The 4,105-nt window shown below is 71.8% G+C and carries 4 protein-coding genes; 3 read left to right on the forward strand and 1 reads right to left on the reverse strand.

The genetic code is table 11. The features are described from left to right. Nucleotides 1-537 precede the first annotated feature (537 nt). Nucleotides 538-1,485 carry a DMT family transporter gene (locus tag AX737_RS18140; RefSeq protein WP_066923881.1) on the forward strand — a complete coding sequence of 316 codons (948 nt, stop codon included), beginning with the start codon at nucleotides 538-540 and terminating at the stop codon, nucleotides 1,483-1,485. Here AX737_RS18140 and AX737_RS18145 read toward each other — a convergent pair. Beyond that, the gene (locus AX737_RS18145) at nucleotides 1,482-1,763 is read right to left on the reverse strand and encodes a hypothetical protein (protein ID WP_156453817.1); all 282 of its coding nucleotides are present in this window, start codon (nucleotides 1,761-1,763) and stop codon (nucleotides 1,482-1,484) included. The genes AX737_RS18140 and AX737_RS18145 overlap by 4 nt on opposite strands. 133 nt (nucleotides 1,764-1,896) lie before the next feature. On the opposite strand from AX737_RS18145, the gene AX737_RS18150 reads away from it, so the two are divergent. Together AX737_RS18150 and AX737_RS18155 are read left to right on the forward strand one after the other, a co-directional pair. Next, entirely contained in the window at nucleotides 1,897-3,015 is a 1,119-nt protein-coding gene (locus tag AX737_RS18150; protein ID WP_066923886.1) for an efflux RND transporter periplasmic adaptor subunit, read from the forward strand. Nucleotides 3,016-3,019: 4 nt separating this feature from the next. Beyond that, on the forward strand, nucleotides 3,020-4,105 hold a 1,086-nt coding region (locus AX737_RS18155; RefSeq protein WP_197430626.1), incomplete at its 3' end, for an efflux RND transporter permease subunit.

Here is a 4,105-nt window from a genome sequence, read left to right on the forward strand (position 1 = left end):
CCGGGCGTAGTCGATCCCACCGCCCACAAGCCCAACCAGGACCGTGCCGCCGAGGGCGAAGAGGACGGCCACGCTTCCCCGGCGGTCGCCGCGCAACGAGGCCCTGTGACCCGGGACGGCCCTGCGCATCCTCTCCATCCCCGTTCGGTCGGGACATGACCGGCTGACGCCGATCCGAGCGAGCGGTCTCGCTCGGTGCCTCAAGATTGGGCAAATGATACAACGTGGGGTTAAGCGCCCGGCCCATCCCTGGGGATGCGGAGGAGAGGGCACGCGTTCCCCACAGGTTGTTGAGGCGCAGCGCCCTCGCCGGCACCGCGCCGTCACGCGCCGTCCGGTCCCGGCAGTGCGTGGAGCGGGTTTGTCGCGGCGCGGGCGGGCCCCGAAGACCTTGCCTTCGCACACAGCGCCGTGGGTTATGAGACCCCGGAGATCCCACGGTCGCCGCGCAGCCGGGGCAGCCTCTCGCGCGCAGCGTGCGGACCCGCCCGTCGCGGGGGCGCCACCAAACAACCGGAAGGCGTGCTAGGGGCCGTCATGGCTCCCGCGCAATCCAGCCCGCCCGCTTCTCAGGCCGCCTCGCGATCCGTCGCGGTCGCCTACGGCTTGCTCACCTTCACGGCCATGATCTGGGCCGGCAACGCCGTGGCAGGCAAGTGGGCGGTCGGCCAGGTATCGCCGCTCGCCCTCACGAGCCTGCGCTGGCTGGTCGCCTGCGTCACGCTGGTGCCGCTCGCGGCCCGGCCGCTCTCGCGCGAGTGGCGCCGCCTCCTGCCGAACTGGCGCTACGTCCTGCTCATGGGCGGCTGCGGCTACACGGCCTTCAACGGGCTGTTCTACGTCGCGGGCACCTACACCAGCACCACCAATCTCGCGCTGATCCAGGGCGCGATCCCGGTCATGGTCCTCGTCTGCAGCTTCCTGGCCTACCGCACGCCCGTCGGGCCGATGCAGGCCGTGGGCGTGCTGGTCACGCTCGTCGGGGTCGTGGTGGCGGCCACGCACGGGGATCCGGGCGTCCTGCGGAGCTTGGCCTTCAACCGGGGCGACCTCCTCATGCTCGCGGCCTGCCTGTTCTACGCCGGCTACACCGTGGCCCTGCGCCGACGGCCGGCTGTCTCGGGCCTCACCTTCTTCGCCGCCATGGCCCTTGCGGCGTTCCTGACGTCCCTGCCGCTCGTGGCGGTCGAGTGGGCGAACGGCGATCTGGTCTGGCCGACCGGCGCGGGCTGGGTGATCGTCGCCTATGTCGGGCTCGGCCCCTCGCTGGTCTCGCAGCTGACCTTCCTGCGCGGCGTCGGGCTGATCGGCCCCAACCGGGCAGGCATGTTCGTGAACCTGATCCCGGTCTTCGGGGCCGTGCTAGCCGTCGTCCTGGTGGGAGAGCCGTTCCGTCCGGACACGGCGGTCGCGCTCGCCCTCGTCCTCGGCGGCATCGTCATCGCCGAACGTCTCGGCCTGCGCCGACAGGCCGCTTCTCCCTAGCGGCCGGCCGGGGTGAGGACGTCGTCGCCCACGACGATCATCTCGCGGTCGATCCCGGGCGGGCTCTTCCGCGGGCCGTAGGCGAAGAACAGGCGCCGGCTGCGTCGCCGCGACCCGGTCAGGGTGCGGGTGTGGCGCTCGAGCGCGTAGCGACCGCCCTCCGGGGCGCGGCGCCGGCCGATCGCCCTGCCGACGCCCGTATCCGCCCCCGGATCGATCGCCCCGACGGAGCCCCCGCGTCGGGAACTGCCGTCGGGGCGGACTTCGGAGCGGCTCACCAGCGCGACCGTCACCGACGGTCGGACGGGGGCGATCCCGCGGGCCGGCCCGTGTCTCCTCCGATCAAGCCGGAAAAGCCCGACCTGCAACAATCGAGGGCTGACTTGGTCTCACGAACGGGCTGAGGCGATCATGATCCGCGCGGCTCGGCTGCTCCTCTGCCTCGTCCTCGCCGCGGCGCCGCCGTCGGCAGCGGTCTCCCAGACCGACCCGGGCGCCGCGCTGCCCGTCGGCACGGTGGCCGCCCGGCGGACCGCGATCGACAAGTCCCTCGACTTCGTCGGACGGGTGGAGGCGGTCAGCCGCGTCGAGGTGCGCGCCCGCGTCACCGGCTTCCTCGAGGCCGTGCTGTTCAAGGAGGGCGATCCGGTCAAGGAGGGGGCACCGCTCTACCGGATCGAGCCCGACCTGTTCGAGGCCGCCGTGACCCAGGCCAAGGGCGCGCTGGAGCGCGGGCAGGCGGCCCAGACCCTGGCGGCGATCCAGCTGCAGCGCGCACAGGACCTGCTCGATCGCAATGCCGGCACCGCCGTGGCCAGGGACCAGGCGCGCGCCGCCTTCGATCAGGCCAAGGGCGCGGTGATGGGCGACGAGGCGAACCTGCGCACCGCCCAGATCAACCTCGGCTACACCCGGATCGCCGCGCCGATCGGCGGGCGGATCGGGCGCACGAGCGTGACCAAGGGCAACGTGGTGGGGCCCGACAGCGGCGTCCTGACCACCATCGTCAGCCAGGACCCGATCTACGTCGCCTTTCCGGTCAGCCAGCGCGAGTTCCTGCGCGTGCAGCAGGGCGGCGAGCGCCCCGACCGCGGCCGGATCGCCGTGCGGATCCGCTTCTCCGACGGCTCGGTCTACGGGGAGGTCGGGCGGATCAACTTCGTCAACATCAGCGTCGATCGCATCACCGACACGGTGCTGGTGCGGGCCAGCCTGCCGAACCCGGCGGGGGACCTGCGCGACGGCCAGCTCGTGCAGGTCGCCCTCCAGACCGGGAAGCCGGAGGAGCGGGTCGTGGTGCCCCAGGCCGCGCTGGTCGCCGACCAGGGCGGCGTCTACGTCTTCGTCGTCGAGGACGGCCGGGCGGTGACGCGGCGCGTGACGCCGGGCTCGGGCGGGAGCGGCCCCGACATCGTGATCGACGAGGGTCTCTCGGGCGGCGAACTCGTCATCGTCGACGGGCTCCAGCGCGTGCGGCCGGGCCTCCCCGTGCGGGCGACGCCCGCCGGGCCCGCGGTCGGCAGGACCTGACCCGATGCTCTCCGCCATCTTCGTCGATCGGCCGCGCCTTGCCGTGGTGATCGCGATCGTCACCGCGATCGCCGGGGCGCTGGCGCTCCTCACCATCCCGGTGGCGCAGTATCCCGACATCGTGCCGCCCCAGGTCTCCGTGACCACCACCTATCCGGGCGCGGCCGCCGGCGTCGTGGAATCGACCGTGGCGCAGCCGATCGAGTCGCAGGTCGTCGGCGTCGACAAGATGATCTACATGAAGAGCGTCAGCGGCAACGACGGCAGCTACACGCTCACCGGATCCTTCGAACTCGGCACAGATCCCGACATCAACGCCGTCAACGTCAACAACCGGGTCCAGATCGCGCTGGCGAAGCTGCCCGAGGACGTGCGCAAGCAGGGCGTCACCGTCAAGAAGAAGTCCTCGGCTCTGCTCGGCGTGCTGGCAGTCTACTCGCCCAAGGCGATGCAGGACCCGCTCTTCATCTCGAACTACGTGACGATCAACCTGCTCGACCGGATCCGGAGCACGCCGGGCGTGGGCGACGCCACCCTATGGGGGCCGCAGGACTACGCCATGCGCGCCTGGGTGCGCACGGACCAGCTCACGGGTCTCAACCTGACCACGGGCGACGTCATCGGCGCCATCAGGGCGCAGAACGTGCAGGCGCCCGTCGGGCGCATCGGCGCGCGCCCGATCTCGGACGACCAGCAGCTCCAGCTCAACATCCAGACGCAGGGGCGCCTCGCCTCCGCCGAGCAGTTCCGCAACATCGTGCTGCGCACCCATCCCGACGGCTCGCTGCTCCGCCTCGGCGACGTCGCGCGCGTCGATCTCGGCGCGGCAAGCCTCGACCGCGAGACCCGGCTCAACGGCAGCCCGGCCACCGTGATCGCGATCTACCAATCGCCGGGCGCCAACGCGATCGCCACGCTGAGCGAGGTCAGGCGCCGGGTCGGCGAACTCGCCAAGGCCTTCCCCGAGGGCCTCGAATGGACGGTGACCTACGATCCCACCGCCTTCATCACCGAGACCGTGCACGAGGTGCGGAAGACGCTCGTCGAGGCCTTCGTGCTCGTCGTGGTCGTGGTGTTCCTCTTCCTCGGC

It is taken from the genome of Methylobacterium sp. CCH5-D2 (genome assembly GCF_001556475.1).
Classification (GTDB): Bacteria; Pseudomonadota; Alphaproteobacteria; order Rhizobiales; family Beijerinckiaceae; genus Methylobacterium; species Methylobacterium hispanicum.

What these genes read in the sequence shown, in the direction of transcription:
- AX737_RS18140 (WP_066923881.1), top strand. Translation starts at nt 538, where the DNA reads ATGGCTCCCGCGCAATCCAGCCCGCCCGCTTCTCAGGCCGCCTCGCGA.
- AX737_RS18150 (WP_066923886.1), top strand. Translation starts at nt 1,897, where the DNA reads ATGATCCGCGCGGCTCGGCTGCTCCTCTGCCTCGTCCTCGCCGCGGCG.